This is a genomic window from Rubrivirga sp. (assembly GCF_049648075.1).
In the GTDB taxonomy this organism is placed as follows: domain Bacteria; phylum Bacteroidota; class Rhodothermia; order Rhodothermales; family Rubricoccaceae; genus Rubrivirga.
In genome coordinates, this window is sequence record NZ_JBARYR010000781.1 from 1 (window position 1) to 1,852 (window position 1,852).

Sequence of the window (1,852 nt, forward strand, 5' to 3'; positions counted from 1 at the left end):
GTTCGGGTACAGCGCGTCGATCAGCACGTCCGCGCCGGGCAAGCCGTTCTCGACAGCCGTCAGCGCCCTCGCGATGGCGCGGCGCTCGCCCTCGAGGACGGCAGGGGCGAGGGCGGCGGCGTCAGGCATGGCCCAAGATCGCCCTCGAGGGCGGCGGCGTTAGTCCGCCAGCGACACCAGAACCGTAGCGATGGTGATGCCGAGAGAGACGAAGAAGACGGTCTGCTCAAACTCAGCGCGAGCCTGGGTATTCCGTGCCTCCGCCTGCAGGGCATAGAGCGACAGGTACTCGACCTCCTCCTCAGTAAGCGACTCCGGCGGACGAGCGAGCAGTTCCTCGGCATAGGTCATCGCCTCGACCGTCGGCTCCTTGTCGTTGGGGCCGTACGGGCTCACGGTGACGCAGCCCGAGAGCGGGCCGGAGAGCATGAGGAGGGCGAGGACGGAGGTCAGGGTGCGGGTCATCGAGGACGGAGAGTGAGGGATGCGCCCCGAACGTAACCGGCCGTGCTCCATCTGTCAGGTCAGAACGATTGCACTGTCCCATCAGACTCGTCGTCCTCGAGGACGGCGAACGGGCCGACCTCGAGGGCGCGCCTAGGCGACCGTCCTCGAGGACGTGACTCTCGCAAACGGGGTGCTCAGCCGGTGAGCGAGACCGTATGGGTCCCCGCCTGCGCCGGGATGACTCGTGTGTGGTGGGGAGTTGGGTTGGGGATCCGAGTTCGGATTCGCCCTCGAGGCTGAGCGCCCGTACCCATCGAGAATGGTTCGTCAGAGCGTGTCTTCGAGGCCGGGCTCAGCATGGGACCATAAAAAACCGTAGGGACACACCGCTGGTGCGTCCTCGGCCAGCCTCGAGAGCGATTCCCCACGAATCACCACTCGCCACCCACCAGCGCCCGTCCCACGACCTCGAGGTCGGGTCCCGACCCGCCCTGATGCGGCCTCGAGAGCGATCCGGCGCCCCACAACGCCCCACCGTTCCCCACCGCGCCGTCCTCGAATGTGGATATCCACCGTCAGTCCACCACGAGTGGATTGCCCGTCCGGCTAGTTTGCCGTCTCCCCGCCTCGACCTCGATGTCCGATCTCCGCCTCCCGCTCACCGACGCCCCCACGCACGGCGACCGCACACACACCTGCGGCGCGCTCCGCGAGTCCGACGCCGGCCAGACCGTCGTGCTGAAGGGCTGGGTCGATCAGCGCCGCAACTTCGGCGGGCTCAACTTTGTGGACCTGCGCGACCGCTACGGGATCACGCAGCTGGTGTTCTCGCCCGAGTTGAACGAGGATCTCGCCTCGCTCGCCGAGAAGATGCGGGGCGAGGACGTGATCTCCGCCCGTGGCGAGGTCCGCGTCAGAGAGCGCAAGAACCCCGACATGGCGACGGGCGACGTCGAGGTCTACGTCTCCGACCTCGAGGTCCTGGCCGTCTCGGCGACGGCGCCGTTCGTCGTCTCGGAGAACGACCCGAAGGCGACCAAGCCGTCCGACGAGATCGCGCTTCGGTACCGCTACCTCGACCTGCGCCGGAGCAAGCTCCAGCACAACCTGATGCTGCGGTCCAAGCTCTACCAGAGCACGCGGAGCTTTTTCCACGAGCATGATTTCGTCGAGGTCGAGACGCCGGTCCTGATGAAGTCGACGCCCGAAGGCGCCCGCGATTACCTCGTCCCGAGCCGTGTCCACCCCGGCCAGTTCTACGCGCTCCCCCAGTCGCCCCAGACGTACAAGCAGATCCTGATGGTGGCGGGCATGGACCGCTACGTCCAGATCACGAAGTGTTTTCGGGATGAGGACCTGAGAGCGGATCGCCAGCCGGAGTTCACCCAGATCGACGTCGAGATGA

The 1,852-nt window shown here is 66.7% G+C and carries 2 protein-coding genes; one reads left to right on the forward strand and one right to left on the reverse strand.

The genetic code is table 11. The annotated features are described in order from the left end of the window. Nucleotides 1-159: 159 nt before the first annotated feature. Nucleotides 160-465 carry a hypothetical protein gene (locus WBA11_RS20635; RefSeq protein WP_424522512.1) on the reverse strand — a complete coding sequence of 102 codons (306 nt, stop codon included), beginning with the start codon at nt 463-465 and terminating at the stop codon, nt 160-162. Nucleotides 466-1,083: 618 nt separating this feature from the next. Here WBA11_RS20635 and WBA11_RS20640 point away from each other — a divergent pair. Beyond that, nucleotides 1,084-1,852 (forward strand): amino acid--tRNA ligase-related protein (locus WBA11_RS20640; protein WP_424522513.1); only part of this gene is annotated, 769 nt, incomplete at its 3' end.

Excerpts from the sequence above, each read along its gene's own strand:
- WBA11_RS20635 (WP_424522512.1), bottom strand. The coding sequence starts at position 465 with ATGACCCGCACCCTGACCTCCGTCCTCGCCCTCCTCATGCTCTCCGGC.